The following is a 14,375-nucleotide window of genomic DNA, read 5'->3' on the forward strand; positions in this document are numbered from 1 at the left end:
TTTCTCTTGTTCATGACCGATTCGATTCCACCGAAAGGCCCCGAAGACACACGCAGCGAGGACGCTGGCAAGCCGGAAGCGTTGGAGGTGACGCAGCTCGCCGATCACCCGCTCGAAGCCGAGCTGCGTGACTCGGCGGCAGGCAAGCCCGCGTCCGCATCGGCGCCGGCAGCATCGGCGCCGGCTGGCGGCTGGGAGCGCGAAGTGCTCGAAAAAGTGCTGATGGCGACCATACGCGAGCAACGCGCCGCGCGCCGCTGGCGCATCTTCTTCCGCTTCGTGACGCTGGGCCTCATTGGCCTGTTGATTTATGCGTTCGCAAGTTTCGAGGGCGAGACGGTCAGCACCGGCCGTCACACCGCCGTTGTGACGCTCGAAGGGGAAATTGCCGCCAATACGAACGCCAGCGCCGAGAACATCAACGCCTCACTGCAGGCCGCGTTCGCGGATGACAACACGGTCGGCGTTATCCTGAAGATCAATTCGCCGGGCGGCTCGCCGGTGCAGGCTGGCATGATCAACGATGAGATTCGTCGCCTGCGTGCCAAGTACAAGAGCATTCCGCTGTACGTGGTGGTGGAGGAAATGTGCGCCTCCGGTGGCTACTACGTGGCCGCCGCCGCAGACAAGATCTATGTCGACAAGGCGAGCATCGTTGGCTCGATTGGCGTGCTGATGGACGGTTTCGGCTTTACTGGTCTGATGGACAAAGTGGGCGTGGAGCGCCGCCTGCTGACCGCCGGTTCGAACAAGGGAATGCTCGATCCGTTCTCGCCTGTGCAGCCGCAGCAGAAGCAGTTCGCGCAGGAAATGCTCGATCAGGTGCACCAGCAATTCATCGACGTGGTCAAACAGGGGCGCGGCAATCGCCTGAAGGACGATCCGGCGCTGTTCACGGGCCTGTTCTGGACGGGTGCCAAAGCCGTAGATCTGGGCTTGGCCGACGCAATCGGCAGCTCGGATTTTGTCGCGCGCAGCGTGATCAAGGCGCCCGACGTGGTCGACTACACCGTCAAGGAAAACTTCGCCTCCCGCGTGGCGCGCAAGCTTGGCACGGCAATGGGGGCGGGCGCGGTGAAGGCGCTGGCCACCACGGGCCAGCTCAAGCTCTTGATGAAGGAATAGGTTGGGGGCTGTGAACGCGCTATCGCGCCAGCAGCGAGAAGATTGCCGGTCGCTTGTGCAGATTCATGCGATCGGCGCGCCAGTCGCTCACAGGCAAGGTGACGACCTGCTCGCTGGGCAGCGTCAGGTCCACTGCAATCGATAGCAGCGTACCGGGGGCGCAACCGGCCTGAATGGCCTCCAGCAAAGCGCCATTGCGGTAGGGCGTCTCGATAAACACCTGAGTTTGCCCGGCCGAGCGTGAAAGCTGTTCGAGCGCGCGCAGCTTGGTTCTGCGCTCTGCCGCATCGACCGGCAAATAGCCGTTGAACGCGAAGCTCTGGCCGTTCAGGCCGGACGCCATGACTGCCAGCAGAATCGAACTCGGCCCCACCAGCGGCTTCACGCGCACGCCATGCTGATGCGCGAGGCGCACGAGGTTCGCGCCCGGATCGGCCACTGCCGGTACCCCGGCTTCCGACATCAGGCCAGCATCCTGTCCCGCAATTACCGGTGCCAGCAGGGCTTTCAGTTCCGATTCAGGCGTCTTGACGTTGAGCTCGCGGATGGTGATTTCCTGCAGCGGACGCGCGAGCGGCGTGGTCTCGGCCAGCTTTTTGAGTAGCGCGCGTGCCGTCTTGGCGTGCTCGGCGACGAAGTAATCGAGTTGCGCGGTGATCTGCTGCACGCCAGCCGGAATCACGTCAGGCAGCGGGTCGGCCGCATCGCGCGAACCGAGCGTGTTAGGAATGAGATAGAGCGTACCGGCCATGGCTTACGCGAACAGCGGATAGTGTGCGTTGCGTAACATGCTGGTCAGTGCGATCAGTGGCAGGCCGACGAGCGCGGTCGGATCCGATGACTCCACGCGTTCAAGCAAGGCGATGCCCAGGCCTTCCGATTTGGCGCTGCCGGCAACGTCGTACGGGTGTTCCAGGTGCAGGTAGGCATCCAGTTCCTCATCGGAGAGGTTGCGGAAAGTCGCCAGCGTGCGGATGTCCTCGCTCTGGTGCTGCCCGGTGCGGCCGTCGTACAGACACAACGCTGAATGAAATGTGACGGTACGACCACGCATCCAGTGCAATTGCGCCAGCGCGCGGGCATGGTCGCCGGGTTTGCCGACCTGCTTGCCGTCCAGCGTGGCAACCTGATCGGAGCCAATTACCAGCGCGCCCGGATAGCCTGCCGCAACCTTCTCTGCCTTCTGCTGGGCTAGGCGCAGTGCGGTCTGGTCGGGCGATTCATCCGGGGCCGGAGTCTCGTCGATATTCGGCACCACGATCTCAAACGGCAGGCGCAGGCGTTCGAGCAATTCCCGCCGATATGGCGAGCTGGAGGCGAGAATTAGCGGCGGACGCGATGCAGAAGTCATAAGTGCTTGAAGATGCAGTGGATTTTGAGCAAAACCTTTTGACGTCAGAGGTTTTTGCCCGCTATAATCCCGCGTTTCGCGGTTTGGCCGCGCAGTGTCGCAAACCGGGCGCCGGGGCGCAAGATGTTGGACGCTGCAATGCGGTTGATCCGGTTTCGCGCACCAACAGCAACGCGTTCAGTAGGTTCGATTCGTGAATTTTCGTGCATTCGATCTTTTCGCGTTCATTCGCGCGGGTGAGCCGGCAAGCGGTACGGTCAATTTGGCCGATATGTCTCGTCTGCTGGCGGAACAAGCCGCCGATGCTCCTGCTGATGTCAACACGCAGTTCCGTTGGAAGATGCACGGCGCAGTGCGCGAAGAAGCCACTGCGGGTCAGGCGGCCCGTCAGCGTCTCTTCATTGATCTGGAAGTGGATGGCGCAGTCTGGCTGCAATGCCAGCGGTGCCTGAAAGCTTACGAGCAACCCCTGCCGGTGCGCTCGCGCCTGGAAGTGATGCGTTCGGAGGCTGAGGCCGATGCGGCCCCGCTGGACGATGACGAGGCGGATGTCATTGTGGGCTCGCGCAGCTTCGACCTGATCACGCAGATCGAGGACGAGCTGTTGCTGGCATTGCCGGTGTCGCCGCGTCATGCCGTCTGTCCGGATGAGGTGTTGCCGGAAGAGGCTGAGGCTGAAAAAAAGCCGTCGCCGTTCGCGGTGCTGGCCAACTTAAAGACCAAACATTAGGCGCGCGCGAGTCTTGCGCGCGTTGATGGCAGTACGTTTCACACGCCTACCGGAATGGCTACGCTCCGGCTCCGTGTGATGTGATAAAATCGATCAAATTGCTTAGGAGTCAGTCATGGCTGTTCAACAAAACAAGAAGTCGCCGTCCAAGCGCGGCATGCATCGTTCGCACGATTTCCTGGCGGCGGCCCCGATCGCTGTCGAGCCGACCACCGGCGAAGTGCACCTGCGTCACCACGTGAGCCCGAACGGCTACTATCGCGGCCGCAAGGTTGTGAAGACCAAGAACGACTGATGCGATTTGCCAGTTCTCTGGCAAGCGTGTTGGGTTGGTCTGAACGCACAGGTTCATGATGCAAGCAAAAAAGCGGCAAGCCAATTTGCCGCTTTTTTGTTGAGCGAAATTCGGCAATGCGTGTACGGGTTTGTGTACCATACGCGCGCCAACGGCCGGAGCCGCACGTGAAACCGCAACTCAGACTCGCATGACCATCAAGCTTGCCATCGACTGCATGGGTGGTGATCACGGCGTTGGCGTGACAATCCCAGCAGCGATCCATTTTCTCGCCGCACACGAAGACGTCGAAATGCTGCTCGTCGGGCAGCCCGATGCCATTGCAGCGCAGCTCAAGCGACTCCACGCTACCGCGAATCCTCGCGTCCACGTCGTTCCCGCCTCCGAGGTGGTGTCGATGGACGATCCGGTCGAGATTGCGCTGCGCAAGAAGAAAGATTCTTCGATGCGTGTGGCCATCAATCAGCTCAAGGAAGGCACCGCGCAAGCGTGCGTTTCTGCCGGCAATACCGGCGCGTTGATGGCCGTGTCGCGTTATGTTCTCAAGACGCTTGACGGCATCGACCGCCCTGCGATCGCTACCGCCATCCCGAACGAGAAGGGTGCCGGCACCACGGTGTTGGATCTCGGCGCCAATGCCGACTGCGAACCCGAACACCTGCTGCAATTTGCACAGATGGCCTCGGCGATGGTGTCGGTGGTCGAGCAGAAGCCGCGTCCGACGGTGGGCCTGCTCAACATCGGTGAAGAAGTCATCAAGGGCAACGAGGTCGTCAAGCAGGCGGGTGAGATGCTACGCGCCTCCGATCTCAACTTTTTCGGCAACGTTGAGGGCAACGACATCTTCAAGGGCACGACTGACATCGTCGTTTGCGACGGCTTTGTGGGCAACGTGGCGCTCAAGAGCACTGAAGGCCTCGCCAAGATGATCGGTGAGATGCTGCGCCAGGAATTCAACCGCTCGTGGTTCACCAAGCTGCTCGCCGTTGTGGCGTTGCCCGTGCTGACGCGTTTCAAACGCCGTGTAGACCATCGGCGCTACAATGGCGCCGCGCTGCTCGGCCTGCGCGGGCTCGTGATCAAGAGCCACGGCTCGGCCGATGCCTATGCGTTTGAATGGGCCATCAAACGTGCCTATGACGCCGCGGCCAACGGCGTGATCGCCCGCATTGCGCAGGCGTTCGAATCGCACCATGACGCAGCGGGCGCTGCGCCGGTCTCCACTTCCACTCCGGCCGCCGACGCTGCTTGAACGCGTCGCCTCCGAGTCAGATTTCACCCCACCGCACATGACACGTTTCGCAAGGATCATCGGTACGGGCAGCTACTTGCCGCCCAAGCGGGTTACCAATGACGAACTGGCGGCCCAACTGGCCGAGAAGGGTATCGAGACGAGCGACGAATGGATCGTCTCGCGCAGCGGCATCCGTGCCCGCCATTTCGCCGAGCCCAATGTTGCATGCAGCGACCTTGCCGTGAAGGCAGCCGAGCGCGCCATCGAAGCGGCCGGCATCGATCGCTCCGAACTCGACCTGATCCTGGTGGCGACGTCCACGCCGGATTTCGTATTTCCGAGCACTGCCTGCCTCGTGCAGCAGAAACTGGGCATCACTAATGGTTGCGCTGCGTTCGACGTGCAGGCGGTATGCTCCGGTTTCGTCTACGCGCTGGCTACGGCCGACAAGTTCATCCGCTCGGGCGCGTATCGCAACGTGCTGGTGATTGGTTCGGAAGTCTTCTCGCGCATTATCGATTTCAGCGACCGCACCACGTGCGTGCTGTTCGGCGATGGTGCCGGCGCTGTGGTGCTGCAGGCTTCCGACGAGCCGGGCATCCTGTCGACCGCATTGCACGCTGACGGCAGCCACGCAAACATTCTGTGCGTACCAGGCAACGTGGCCGCAGGCGTGGTCCAGGGCAGCGCTTTCCTGTACATGGACGGCCAGGCGGTCTTCAAGCTGGCTGTAACGGTGCTCGACAAGGTCGCACGCGAAGCGCTGGCCGCGGCAGAGCTTGATGCTTCTCAAGTCGATTGGCTGATTCCGCATCAGGCCAATATCCGCATCATGCAGGGCACGACCAAGAAGCTGGGTCTCTCGAACGAACGCCTGATCGTGACCGTCGACGAGCACGGCAACACGTCGGCCGCTTCGATTCCGCTGGCACTCGACGTTGCGGTGCGCGATGGCCGCATCCAGCGTGGTCAGCACGTGATGCTCGAAGGCGTGGGCGGCGGCTTTACCTGGGGCGCGGCACTGCTGCGCTTCTGATCGACGAATTTCCAGAACACAAATACGAGCCATGACATTCGCTTTCGTCTTTCCCGGCCAGGGTTCGCAATCGGTCGGCATGCTCAATGCATTTGCCGATCATCCGGCTGTCGCAGCTACGCTGGCTGAGGCGTCTGATGCACTGGGTCAGGACATCGGCAGGCTGATCGCCGAAGGTCCGGCTGAAGAGCTGAATCTGACCACCAACACGCAGCCCGTCATGCTGACGGCAGCCGTTGCTGTTTATCGTGCATGGCAAGCTGCTGGCGGCCCGACGCCGACCGTCGTGGCCGGCCATAGCCTGGGTGAATATTCGGCGCTGGTCGCCGCTGGCGCCATTGCATTCAAGGATGCTGTGCCGCTGGTGCGTTTCCGCGCCAGGGCGATGCAGGAAGCCGTGCCGGTCGGCGAGGGCGGCATGGCCGCAATCCTTGGACTGTCGGACGACGACGTGCGCGCTGCATGTGCCGAAGCTTCCGTCGCAGGCGTGGTCGAAGCCGTGAACTTCAATGCGCCGGCCCAGGTGGTGATTGCAGGTGCCAAGATGGCCGTCGAGAAAGCCTGCGAAATCGCCAAGGCCAAGGGCGCGAAGCGCGCGCTGCCGTTGCCCGTGTCGGCGCCGTTCCACTCGTCGTTGCTCAAGCCGGCATCGGATCGTCTGCGCGACTATCTCGCCAGCGTGACGGTCAACGCGCCGTCCATTCCCGTCATCAATAATGTGGACGTGGGCGTCGTGAGCGAGCCTGCTGCTATCAAGGAAGCGCTGGTGCGTCAGGCAGCATCGCCGGTGCGCTGGGTGGAAACGATCCAGAAGATGAAGGCCGACGGCATTACCCGCGTGGTCGAATGCGGTCCGGGTAAGGTGCTGGCCGGTCTGGTCAAGCGTATCGACGGTGACATCGTCGGCGACGCGATTTTCGATCCGGCAACGCTCGAAGCCGTGCTGGGCCAACTCAAATAATCAACTGGATTCGCAATGACCCAAGCATTGAACAATCAGGTTGCGCTCGTTACCGGCGCATCGCGCGGTATCGGTCGTGCCATCGCGCTGGAACTGGCGCGTCAGGGTGCGACGGTGGTCGGTACGGCCACGTCGGAAGCCGGTGCGCAAGCCATTACGGCTTATTTCGCTGAGGCCGGCGTGAAGGGCGCGGGTGTGGTGCTCAACGTGAATGATGCCGCGCGTTGCGAAGCCGTGATCGACGAAACCATCAAAACGCATGGTGGGCTCAACATCCTCGTCAACAATGCTGGCATCACTCAGGACAACCTTGCGATGCGCATGAAGGACGAGGAGTGGGTGTCGGTCATTGATACCAACCTCTCCGCCGTATTCCGCCTGTCGCGCGCGGTGCTGCGCCCGATGATGAAAGCACGCGGTGGCCGCATCATCAACATCACGTCGGTGGTGGGTTCGGTCGGCAACCCGGGTCAGGCCAATTACGCGGCAGCCAAGGCCGGTGTTGAAGGCATGTCTCGCGCGCTGGCCCGCGAAATCGGTAGTCGCAACATCACGGTCAACTCCATCGCGCCGGGCTTTATCGATACCGATATGACCAAGGTCCTGTCGGAAGAACAGCATACCGCGCTGAAGGCGCAGATTCCGCTGGGCCGTCTGGGTGCGCCGGAAGACATTGCCAGCGCGGTTGCCTTCCTGGCGTCACCGGCCGCGGGCTACATTACGGGCTCAACGCTGCACGTCAACGGCGGCATGTATATGGGATAAGGAAGCCGTCCCCCGGTGATTGTGTGGGGCCTTGCACACGCGCAAGTTCTTGCGGAATCGCCGAATTAACAGGCTTTTAGCATCATGTTGGGCGTATTTTTTGCACGGATTCTGACGCGGTTTTTCGCCGCGCAAACCTGCTAGAATGCGCGCACTTTTTGTCGAATACTTCCCTGGAGGGTTAAATGGACAACATCGACGCACGCGTTAAGAAGATCGTTGCTGAGCAACTCGGCGTGGCCGAAGCGGACATCAAGAACGAATCATCGTTCGTGAACGATCTGGGCGCGGATTCGCTCGATACGGTTGAGCTGGTGATGGCACTGGAAGACGAGTTCGGTATGGAAATCCCGGACGAAGAAGCCGAGAAGATCACCACGGTGCAGCAGGCTATCGACTACGCAACCGCCCACGTCAAGGCGTAAGCGTCAATCGATCTCTTGACATCGCGGGCCACAGAAAGGGCGGTTGTCCGGTTTGACCGGGTGGCGCGTTTTCTGTGGCCTTTGTCGCTGATACAGAGTTGCAGGAAAGCATAGTGAGCCGTCGTCGCGTAGTCGTAACCGGCCTGGGGCTGGTCTCTCCGGTAGGGAACTCGGTCGCCGAGGGGTGGGCCAATTTGGTCGCCGGCAAGTCCGGGATTGCCACCATCACCAAATTCGATCCGTCGAACCTGGCCGTGCATTTCGCGGGCGAGGTAAAGGGTTTCAACGCTGAGGATTACATCCCGGCGAAGGAAGCCCGCAACATGGATACATTCATCCATTACGGCATTGCTGCCGGCGTGCAAGCGCTCAAGGACAGCGGGCTGGAAGTGACCGAAGCCAATGCGGAGCGCATCGGCGTGCTGGTCGGCTCCGGTATCGGCGGTCTGCCGATGATCGAAGATACGCACCAGACCTACGTCGATCGCGGTGCGCGCCGGATTTCACCGTTCTTCGTGCCCGGCTCGATCATCAATATGATCTCCGGCCACCTGAGCATCATGTTCGGCCTGAAAGGCCCGAACCTGGCGGCCGTCACGGCTTGCACCACCGGCCTGCACAGCATTGGTCTTGCTGCGCGCCTGATTCAGGCGGGCGACGCTGACGCGATGGTTGCTGGCGGCGCTGAATCGACCGTCTCGCCGTTGGGTATTGGCGGCTTTGCCGCGGCCCGTGCGCTGTCCACACGTAATGACGACCCGGCCACAGCGTCCCGCCCCTGGGACAAAGACCGCGACGGTTTCGTGCTGGGCGAGGGTGCCGGCGTGATGGTGCTGGAAGAGTACGAGTCGGCCAAAGCACGCGATGCCACGATCTACGCGGAAGTGGCAGGCTTCGGCATGAGCGGCGACGCGTTCCATATGACCGCGCCGAACATGGATGGGCCGCGCCGCTGCATGCTCAACGCACTACGCGATGCCGGCATGAACGCAGATCAGGTCCAGTACCTGAACGCGCACGGTACGTCCACGCCGCTGGGTGACAAGAACGAATCCGAAGCCATCAAGGCGGCTTTTGGTGATCACGCCGGCAAGGTTGTCGTGAACTCCACGAAGTCCATGACCGGCCACTTGTTGGGTGGCGCGGGCGGTCTGGAATCGGTGTTTACGGTGCTGGCACTGCATAATCAGGTGTCGCCGCCGACCATCAACATCTTCAATCAGGATCCCGAGTGTGATCTCGATTACTGCGCCAACACCGCGCGTGACATGAAGATCGACGTTGCCGTGAAGAACAACTTCGGCTTCGGCGGGACCAACGGCACGCTGGTCTTCAAGCGCCCGTGAGGCAAGGCGGCACGTAGCCTCACGGCGCGTGCCGCTTCGTTTCTGTCTTGATTGTTCAGCGCATCGTTTTCCCCGCGCCGTATCGACGGTTGTGCGCGATGGGTCGATTCGGTATGGCAGGCCTCATTTGCCTCGTCTTGTGCTGGGCGATCAAGACGTGGGGTACCGTGTTGCCATTGATCACCTGGGCCTTCATCGGCGGGCTGGCTATTGCTGCCTGTCTTCCGTTGATGGTGAACCCTTCGCCGCTCACGATGGAACTGATGTGGCGCGCCCGTCTCAAAGAAAGCGGGGAACCGGGCCAGCCCGGATGGCAGGTCCGATTGAAAACGCCAGAAGCAGTCCGAAATGCGCGTCTGTTATGGTCATGGCCGCTCGGTGAGCGTGTCTTGGTCCTTGGGGTTGCGCGCCACGGGTGGTGTCCGCAGATTTTTGTGCTGATGCCGCCATGGTTTGCCGCCGGGACGCTCCGTCGTATGCGAAGTGTGTTGCGCCTGGGGCCGCCGCCGGTGGTTTCTCGGGTGTCCGGTGTGTCGTAGGTAAAATACAACGTTTCCAAGTCACAAAAATTCAAGGCGATACACTGCAGGTGAAGAATCCGTGAGTGAACGCGAAGCCGACCAGGTCCTCGTCGAGCGCGTCCAGCAAGGCGACAAGCGAGCGTTTGAGCTGCTGGTGGTCAAGTACCACCGCAAGATCATTCGGCTCGTCTCGCGTCTGATCCGTGACCCGGCCGAAGTCGAGGATGTGGCACAGGATGCCTTTATCAAGGCCTACCGTGCATTACCCCAGTTTCGGGGCGAGTCCGCGTTCTATACGTGGCTGTATCGCATCGCCGTCAACACGGCCAAGAATTACTTGGCGACTCAGGGCCGGCGCCCGGAATCGTCCAGCGACATCGACACCGAAGAGGCTGAAACTTTTGCCGACGGCGAGCTACTAAGGGATATCAATACGCCGGACTCAATGCTGCACACCAAGCAGGTGGCCGAAACGGTCAACCGCGCAATGGAAGCGCTGCCCGAAGAATTGCGTACCGCAATCACCCTTCGGGAGATCGAGGGTCTGAGCTATGAGGAAATCGCCGAAGCGATGGAATGCCCGATCGGCACGGTCCGGTCCCGCATCTTCCGGGCCCGCGAGGCGATTGCCGAGAAATTGCGCCCGCTGCTGGGAACAGTGGAGGGCAAACGGTGGTAGCCAGCCGATACGACAAGCCGGCGGCCGCAAACGGCTGCAAACGGTGAAACCTCGGGAAGTCTTCTCTCGGATCGTTGATTGGACGTTGGAGTTTTTGGGGTCGGGAAATGGGTCAGGCTCAATTGCAATCGGCAGAAGCGGAGTTCGCACAACGCATCTCTGCCTTGATGGACGGTGAAGTTGCTGCGCACGAAGTGTCGTCTGCCGTTGAACTCGCCAAGGATGGTGAGGGCGCAGCGCATTGGCGCGAATATCAACTGATCGGCGATGTGCTCCGATCGGAAGATCTGCTGAACACGCGTTCCTCGGAGGATTTCCTCAACCGGTTTTCGGCCAAGCTCGATACCGAACCGCACCTGCTGGTGCCGGCTGTAGCGCAGCGCACGAAAACCGAAGAGAGGCACCGCTTCCTGGTCAGCCCCGCTTGGGTCCGCCGGATCATGCCTACGACCGCTGTGGCAGCGGCGGTGGCGGCCGTTAGCTGGGTCGTCGTGCCGCAATTGCGCGGTCCTGTCGATGGTGCCGATGGATCCCCCGCGCTGGTTGCCAAGGCGACGCAAGGTGCTGGCGCACAAGCGCTGACAGTGGCGGCGGCCGACAATACGCCGATGATCCGCGATGTGCGTCTAGATGAATACCTGAGCGCCCATCGTCAGTCGGCGACCAATGGTATGGTGGTTCCGTATCTGCGTGCAGTGGCCAATGGGGTGGCGAACACCCAGGACTCCAATCAGGAATAATGCGGGCATCCATGTCGAAGGTGTGGCACCCCGTTGCCGGGGCAGGCGCCCGCAAGCTGCAGGCCGTTCGCCGGTCGGTTTTTCTTCTTCTGTGTGTCTCGGCGCTGGCGACGGCCGCTCAGCCGCAACCCGATCCCATGCCGCGCAAGGACGCGGCCTCCTGGCTGGTCAAAATCCATCGCGCGGCGCTCAAGCAGAACTATGTCGGCACGCTTACATACCAGCGTGGTACCGGCATGCATTCCACCCGAATCCAGCATTACGCTGATCTCTTCAACAACGAGTACGAGCGTGTCGAGGCGCTGGACGGCAAACAGCGCGAGATGCTGCGCCAGAATGACGTCGTCCGGAACCTGATTTACGACGTCAAACTTGTTGTGACGGAAAAGCAGGAGCACAAGGACAGCTTCCCTGCGCTGCTCGCCACGACCAACGGTGATGTGCTCGATCAGTACGACATGCGCCACCTGCCGGCCGAGCGCGTCGCGGGCATGGATTGCGAAGTGTTTCAGCTCGATCCGAAAGATGGCTTCCGTTATGCCTACCGTATTTGGGCCGAACGCAATAGCGGCCTGCTGATGCGCGCGCAGACCATCGGCGAGGACGGCAAGGTGCTGGAGCAGGTCGCCTTCTCGCAAGTTGAGCTCGGCGTGCCGTCGGAAAAGCAGAAGATCGTCGCCGCGCTCAAAAATCTGAGCGGCTGGAACCAGTACGAGATCGTCACGCAGCCAACCAATCTGGCCGAGCAAGGCTGGACGATCGGCAGCCCCGTCAAGGGTTTCCAGAAGATCCGCGAAGTGCGCCGTCCGCTGGGCGACATTGCGCCGGCTGGCAAGCATGGGTCCGGCTTCGAAGTGCAGCAGATCGTGTTTAGCGACGGGCTGGCGGGGCTGTCGCTATTCATTGAACCGGTGTCGGAAAAGCGCACGCGGCGCGAAGGCTTCATTTCGCAGGGCGCCACGCATGTGATGGTGCGCCGTATTGCCGATTTCTGGCTGACGGTGGTGGGCGAAGTTCCCTTTGCTACCATCAAGCAGTTTGGCGCGGCAGTCGACTACAGGCCGGTGTCCGCGGGCGCGAGTAACGCGACCAGCAAGCCGGCCAGTGCGCCGCAGTAGCTGCAGCCGGCATCTGTTTTGGCTGCGCGGCATGGCCGCGTAGCGCCATTTCTTTATCTGCCTTTGTTTCGGGGAGCCTTCATGCGTACCGCTCGATCCGTTCACGCCTTGCGTCTGCTGTGCGTTGCTGCCGCTATGGCTGTAGGGGGCGTGCTGGCGCCGGCTCACGCGCAGAACGCCACGGGTAGCGTGGCCACGGGCACGTACGGCTTGCCCGACTTTGCCGATCTGGTCGAGAAGGTGAGCCCTGCTGTCGTCAACATCCGCACGACGGAGAAGGTCCGCATGCAGCAGGGTGGGCCGAGCGATGACGATATGGCGGAATTCTTTCGCCGCTTTTTTGGTGTGCCGATGCCGGGTGTGCCTGGTCAGGGGCAAGGCCAGAAGCGCCGCAACCCGCCGCCGCACTCGGAAGAAGAGCAGAGCCGCGGCGTCGGTTCAGGCTTTATCATCTCGGGCGACGGTTACATTCTGACCAATGCGCACGTGGTTGAGGGTGCGGAAACCATCTACGTTACGCTGATCGACAAGCGCGAATACAAGGCCAAGCTGATCGGTCTCGACAAACGTACCGACGTAGCGCTCGTCAAGGTGGAGGCTACGGGTCTGCCGAGCCTGAAGCTGGGGGATTCCGACAAGGTGCGCGTGGGCGAGTGGGTGCTTGCGATCGGTTCGCCATTCGGGCTGGACAACACCGTTACGGCGGGCATCGTCTCGGCCAAGGGGCGCGATACGGGCGACTACCTGCCCTTCATCCAGTCCGACGTGGCCGTAAACCCAGGCAATTCGGGCGGCCCGCTGATCAACCTGCGCGGCGAGGTGATCGGCATCAATAACCAGATATACAGCCAGAGCGGCGGCTACATGGGCATTTCGTTCTCGATCCCGATCGACGAAGCGATGCGCGTGGCCGAACAGTTGAAGACGACGGGGCGCGTGACGCGTGGCCGCATCGGTGTGGCAATCGACAATGTGCCGAAGGACGCTGCGGAATCGCTGGGCCTGGGCCGCGCGCGCGGTGCTTACGTCGGCAATGTCGAATCGGGTGGTCCGGCCGACAAGGCGGGCATCGAGGCCGGTGATATCGTCCTGAAGTACAACGGCCGCGATGTCGAGAAGGCGGGCGATCTGCAGCGCCAGGTCGGTGAGACCAAGCCGGGCACGCGCGCGACCGTGCAAGTCTGGCGCAAGGGCGCCACGCGCGATCTGACTGTGACGGTGGCTGAGTTGCAGGCCGATACGAAGACGGCGCAGCGTAACAAGGGCGCGCAGCCAGACAACAGCCAGCAGGGGGCAGGCAAGCCGAATGCGCTGGGGTTGGTGGTGGCGGATTTGTCCGACGGCGCGCGTCGTGAGTTCAAAACCAAGAGTGGTGTCGAGGTGCAGGTGTCCGAAGGGCCAGCGGCACGCGTTGGCATTCGATCTGGCGACCTGATCCTGCGCGTGGGTGATACCGATGTCATCAATGCCAAGCAGTTCAACGATGTGGTTTCCAGGCTCGACAAGAACCGCATGGTTGCGGTGTTTGTACGCCGGGGCGATGCCACGCAGGTGGTGACGCTCCGTCCGAGCACCGCGCGCTGAGCCACAGGTTACCGTGATCGAACTGACGCTTTACGGACGCACGTACTGCCACTTGTGCGATGACATGAAGAGCGCGCTGGAGCCATTACGGCGCGGTTTTTCTTTTGTGCTCCACGAAGTGGACGTCGACAGTGATCCGGCGCTGGAAGATCGTTTTGGCGAGCTGGTGCCGGTGCTGATGACCGGCGCGCCGCAAACGTATCCTGAAGACGCGCGCGAGCTGTGCCATTACTTCGTAGATGTACCTGCCGTAGAGGCGTGGCTCGCAGCGCAAAGAGCGCGCCGCTGACACAACGCCGCCGCCGCAAAAAGAGGGGCGGGTGGGCTCTTGAAATCCGGTAAAATCGCCTGTTAGCGCCGATTTTTGCACTGCACGATTTTTTGTGCTGCGACCTCGGCTTGAAACCCAATATCTCCTGCTGGCGCCGCAACGCGCGCTGGCCATGCCGGATCGCCTCGCGCTCC

The 14,375-nt window shown here is 61.6% G+C and carries 18 protein-coding genes; 16 read left to right on the forward strand and 2 right to left on the reverse strand.

Annotated features, from left to right (window positions below; genetic code table 11):
• The first annotated feature begins 12 nt into the window (after positions 1 to 12).
• Positions 13 to 1,125, forward strand: coding sequence for a S49 family peptidase (locus PSUB009319_RS02650; protein ID WP_124380724.1), 1,113 nt, complete (start codon positions 13 to 15; stop codon positions 1,123 to 1,125).
• Positions 1,126 to 1,144: 19 nt separating this feature from the next.
• Here the strand turns inward: PSUB009319_RS02650 and PSUB009319_RS02655 are convergent, their stop codons facing one another.
• The gene (locus PSUB009319_RS02655; protein ID WP_124380725.1) at positions 1,145 to 1,876 is read right to left on the reverse strand and encodes an SAM-dependent methyltransferase; all 732 of its coding nucleotides are present in this window, start codon (positions 1,874 to 1,876) and stop codon (positions 1,145 to 1,147) included.
• A 3-nt stretch (positions 1,877 to 1,879) separates the two neighbouring features.
• On the reverse strand, positions 1,880 to 2,476 hold the full coding sequence (locus PSUB009319_RS02660; protein ID WP_124380726.1) for a Maf-like protein: 597 nt from the start codon (positions 2,474 to 2,476) through the stop codon (positions 1,880 to 1,882).
• Positions 2,477 to 2,478: 2 nt separating this feature from the next.
• Between PSUB009319_RS02660 and PSUB009319_RS02665 the strand changes: the two genes are divergently transcribed.
• From PSUB009319_RS02665 to PSUB009319_RS02735, 15 genes are all read left to right on the forward strand, one after another.
• Positions 2,479 to 2,673, forward strand: coding sequence for a hypothetical protein (locus PSUB009319_RS02665; protein ID WP_124380727.1), 195 nt, complete (start codon positions 2,479 to 2,481; stop codon positions 2,671 to 2,673).
• Positions 2,670 to 3,206, forward strand: coding sequence for a DUF177 domain-containing protein (locus PSUB009319_RS02670; RefSeq protein WP_124380728.1), 537 nt, complete (start codon positions 2,670 to 2,672; stop codon positions 3,204 to 3,206). The genes PSUB009319_RS02665 and PSUB009319_RS02670 overlap by 4 nt, the downstream gene beginning before the upstream one ends.
• Positions 3,207 to 3,321: 115 nt before the next feature.
• Positions 3,322 to 3,501 (forward strand): 50S ribosomal protein L32, encoded by a 180-nt coding sequence (gene rpmF / locus PSUB009319_RS02675; protein ID WP_124380729.1) that lies wholly within the window; start codon positions 3,322 to 3,324, stop codon positions 3,499 to 3,501.
• A 190-nt stretch (positions 3,502 to 3,691) separates the two neighbouring features.
• Complete coding sequence (plsX, locus tag PSUB009319_RS02680) at positions 3,692 to 4,753, forward strand: phosphate acyltransferase PlsX (protein WP_124380730.1); 1,062 nt, start codon at positions 3,692 to 3,694, stop codon at positions 4,751 to 4,753.
• A gap of 37 nt (positions 4,754 to 4,790) precedes the next feature.
• Positions 4,791 to 5,771 (forward strand): beta-ketoacyl-ACP synthase III, encoded by a 981-nt coding sequence (locus tag PSUB009319_RS02685; RefSeq protein WP_124380731.1) that lies wholly within the window; start codon positions 4,791 to 4,793, stop codon positions 5,769 to 5,771.
• 31 nt (positions 5,772 to 5,802) lie between these two features.
• Positions 5,803 to 6,732: an ACP S-malonyltransferase gene (fabD, locus tag PSUB009319_RS02690; protein ID WP_124380732.1), complete on the forward strand. Its 930-nt coding sequence runs from the start codon at positions 5,803 to 5,805 to the stop codon at positions 6,730 to 6,732.
• Between the two features lie 15 nt (positions 6,733 to 6,747).
• On the forward strand, positions 6,748 to 7,497 hold the full coding sequence (fabG, locus tag PSUB009319_RS02695; RefSeq protein WP_124380733.1) for a 3-oxoacyl-ACP reductase FabG: 750 nt from the start codon (positions 6,748 to 6,750) through the stop codon (positions 7,495 to 7,497).
• Positions 7,498 to 7,682: 185 nt separating this feature from the next.
• Positions 7,683 to 7,922, forward strand: coding sequence for an acyl carrier protein (gene acpP, locus PSUB009319_RS02700; RefSeq protein ID WP_004635650.1), 240 nt, complete (start codon positions 7,683 to 7,685; stop codon positions 7,920 to 7,922).
• A 113-nt stretch (positions 7,923 to 8,035) separates the two neighbouring features.
• Positions 8,036 to 9,268, forward strand: a complete 1,233-nt coding sequence (fabF, locus tag PSUB009319_RS02705) for a beta-ketoacyl-ACP synthase II (RefSeq protein WP_124380734.1) — start codon at positions 8,036 to 8,038, stop codon at positions 9,266 to 9,268.
• 113 nt (positions 9,269 to 9,381) lie between these two features.
• Positions 9,382 to 9,807 carry a hypothetical protein gene (locus tag PSUB009319_RS02710; RefSeq protein ID WP_124380735.1) on the forward strand — a complete coding sequence of 142 codons (426 nt, stop codon included), beginning with the start codon at positions 9,382 to 9,384 and terminating at the stop codon, positions 9,805 to 9,807.
• A gap of 61 nt (positions 9,808 to 9,868) precedes the next feature.
• Entirely contained in the window at positions 9,869 to 10,468 is a 600-nt protein-coding gene (rpoE, locus tag PSUB009319_RS02715) for an RNA polymerase sigma factor RpoE (protein WP_124380736.1), read from the forward strand.
• Between the two features lie 107 nt (positions 10,469 to 10,575).
• The gene (locus tag PSUB009319_RS02720) at positions 10,576 to 11,208 is read left to right on the forward strand and encodes a sigma-E factor negative regulatory protein (protein WP_124380737.1); all 633 of its coding nucleotides are present in this window, start codon (positions 10,576 to 10,578) and stop codon (positions 11,206 to 11,208) included.
• 11 nt (positions 11,209 to 11,219) lie between these two features.
• Entirely contained in the window at positions 11,220 to 12,326 is a 1,107-nt protein-coding gene (locus PSUB009319_RS02725) for a MucB/RseB C-terminal domain-containing protein (RefSeq protein ID WP_124380738.1), read from the forward strand.
• A gap of 81 nt (positions 12,327 to 12,407) precedes the next feature.
• Positions 12,408 to 13,910, forward strand: coding sequence for a DegQ family serine endoprotease (locus PSUB009319_RS02730; protein WP_124380739.1), 1,503 nt, complete (start codon positions 12,408 to 12,410; stop codon positions 13,908 to 13,910).
• A 13-nt stretch (positions 13,911 to 13,923) separates the two neighbouring features.
• On the forward strand, positions 13,924 to 14,199 hold the full coding sequence (locus PSUB009319_RS02735) for a glutaredoxin family protein (protein ID WP_124380740.1): 276 nt from the start codon (positions 13,924 to 13,926) through the stop codon (positions 14,197 to 14,199).
• Positions 14,200 to 14,375: the final 176 nt, after the last annotated feature.

Source organism: Ralstonia sp. SET104 (genome assembly GCF_003851545.1).
Classification (GTDB): Bacteria; Pseudomonadota; Gammaproteobacteria; order Burkholderiales; family Burkholderiaceae; genus Ralstonia.

What these genes read in the sequence shown, in the direction of transcription:
- PSUB009319_RS02650 (WP_124380724.1), top strand. Translation starts at nt 13, where the DNA reads ATGACCGATTCGATTCCACCGAAAGGCCCCGAAGACACACGCAGCGAG.
- PSUB009319_RS02655 (WP_124380725.1), bottom strand. Translation starts at nt 1,876, where the DNA reads ATGGCCGGTACGCTCTATCTCATTCCTAACACGCTCGGTTCGCGCGAT.
- PSUB009319_RS02660 (WP_124380726.1), bottom strand. Translation starts at nt 2,476, where the DNA reads ATGACTTCTGCATCGCGTCCGCCGCTAATTCTCGCCTCCAGCTCGCCA.
- rpmF (WP_124380729.1), top strand. Translation starts at nt 3,322, where the DNA reads ATGGCTGTTCAACAAAACAAGAAGTCGCCGTCCAAGCGCGGCATGCAT.
- plsX (WP_124380730.1), top strand. Translation starts at nt 3,692, where the DNA reads ATGACCATCAAGCTTGCCATCGACTGCATGGGTGGTGATCACGGCGTT.
- PSUB009319_RS02685 (WP_124380731.1), top strand. Translation starts at nt 4,791, where the DNA reads ATGACACGTTTCGCAAGGATCATCGGTACGGGCAGCTACTTGCCGCCC.
- fabD (WP_124380732.1), top strand. Translation starts at nt 5,803, where the DNA reads ATGACATTCGCTTTCGTCTTTCCCGGCCAGGGTTCGCAATCGGTCGGC.
- fabG (WP_124380733.1), top strand. Translation starts at nt 6,748, where the DNA reads ATGACCCAAGCATTGAACAATCAGGTTGCGCTCGTTACCGGCGCATCG.
- acpP (WP_004635650.1), top strand. Translation starts at nt 7,683, where the DNA reads ATGGACAACATCGACGCACGCGTTAAGAAGATCGTTGCTGAGCAACTC.
- PSUB009319_RS02710 (WP_124380735.1), top strand. Translation starts at nt 9,382, where the DNA reads ATGGCAGGCCTCATTTGCCTCGTCTTGTGCTGGGCGATCAAGACGTGG.
- PSUB009319_RS02720 (WP_124380737.1), top strand. Translation starts at nt 10,576, where the DNA reads ATGGGTCAGGCTCAATTGCAATCGGCAGAAGCGGAGTTCGCACAACGC.
- PSUB009319_RS02725 (WP_124380738.1), top strand. Translation starts at nt 11,220, where the DNA reads ATGTCGAAGGTGTGGCACCCCGTTGCCGGGGCAGGCGCCCGCAAGCTG.
- PSUB009319_RS02730 (WP_124380739.1), top strand. Translation starts at nt 12,408, where the DNA reads ATGCGTACCGCTCGATCCGTTCACGCCTTGCGTCTGCTGTGCGTTGCT.